This is a genomic window from Pigmentiphaga sp. GD03639 (assembly GCF_029845405.1).
In the GTDB taxonomy this organism is placed as follows: domain Bacteria; phylum Pseudomonadota; class Gammaproteobacteria; order Burkholderiales; family Burkholderiaceae_B; genus Pigmentiphaga; species Pigmentiphaga daeguensis.
In genome coordinates, this window is sequence record NZ_JAOCLR010000076.1 from 1 (window position 1) to 1,317 (window position 1,317).

At 65.1% G+C, this 1,317-nt stretch carries 2 protein-coding genes and 1 pseudogene; all 3 read right to left on the reverse strand.

What is annotated here, in order from left to right:
- A partial coding sequence (locus N5K27_RS28835) for a DUF3577 domain-containing protein (RefSeq protein WP_279821014.1) occupies nt 1-180 on the reverse strand: 180 nt, incomplete at its 3' end.
- Nucleotides 181-523: 343 nt separating this feature from the next.
- Nucleotides 524-889 (reverse strand): DUF3085 domain-containing protein, encoded by a 366-nt coding sequence (locus N5K27_RS28840; protein ID WP_047925744.1) that lies wholly within the window; start codon nt 887-889, stop codon nt 524-526.
- Nucleotides 890-954: 65 nt separating this feature from the next.
- Nucleotides 955-1,317 (reverse strand): annotated as a pseudogene (locus N5K27_RS28845) (GTPase); the annotation flags it as partial.

The following is a 1,317-nucleotide window of genomic DNA, read 5'->3' on the forward strand; positions in this document are numbered from 1 at the left end:
TCCCGATACGCGCGTGTCGAAACGCACATACGAGACGTCATCGCTGGGACCGTTCAGAGCCGCGATGTCGCAGGCCAGGAACGCATCGCCTTTCTTGGGCTTCACTTCGCGGATGCGATTGAGGTACCCGAGGCCGGTGATGTGCAGATCGAAGTAGGACTTTTCGGTGGAAGTGGTCATGGTGAATCTCCTGAGAACAATGAGGCGGAGACACACCCGACCCAGGCGGGGAAGGTGTGGAACCCCCGCGTGGGTTGATGGAACAGCTTGGTGGCATCGCCATCGAAAACCGATGGCCGTTCGAGCATGGATGCCGGTGCGAACTGGGGTGATCAACGCGGTCGGAACCGCGTCGCAGCCTTGAAGATCGTGGCTGCCTGGGCATGTCGCTGACGGACGTCAGCGGAACATGGCCGGAAGCGTGGCGCCGGGACGGCGCGCAGGCGAGCGGCAATCGGCACTCGCGGCTGTCCGCATTGCCGGGAAGAAAGAGGCCCCCGGAGCGGGGGCCAGGGATGGGCGGTCAGTTACCGCTGGGCGTGGGAGGAACCGCCTGCAGCGACAGGTGTGTCGCGGTGGCGGACACGTCGAGGTCGTCCTCGCTGCGCAGGATGCGCGCAAACACGCCCTCCTGCGGATCGAAGAACTCGCCGAAGTCGTCGCCACCGAACTCGGCACGCGCCAGTTCCCACCAGTCGTCGAAGGCATCGACATCCGGGTTGCAACCGGCGGCATAGGCGATGGTCTTCTGGCGACCATCGGGTCGGCGCTCGCCGCACTCGGCCAGGAAGTACAAGCCCTGATCCTTGACCAGGATGACGCGGCATTGATTCGCCACCGCTTCGGCGAGCACGGGCCGCAGCTCCGTGCCTTTGAATCGAACAGTCATGGGTGTGATCTCCAGGGGGCAGGAAAAGAGGCTTCCCGCCGCGAGGGCGGGAAGCTGCTGTGAGATCAGTGCCGGATAGCCTTACGACACGACAGGCACTGCACGCGGATGCGCCGCCAACTCCCGTCGTCGATCAGCCGTTCCAGCGTCTCGCCGAGGGTGTCGAAGAACACCTCATCGACCCGTTCGACCAGCTCGCCGTCGCGGTGCAGCTCCACCGCGTAGAGGTCGAGGCCACGCTCATACAGCACGGTGACGCGACCCTGGAACTTCTTCGTGGCGACGGTGAAGCCGATGGCCGGCGGCGTGCGGATGATGTCGGCGGGCAGCGGATCGACCCAGATGATGTCCCGCGCGCCGGCATCCACCAGCATGTGGGTGACGCGCCGGAAACCGTCGGGAGCGGGCAACTGCTCCAGTTGGTCGAC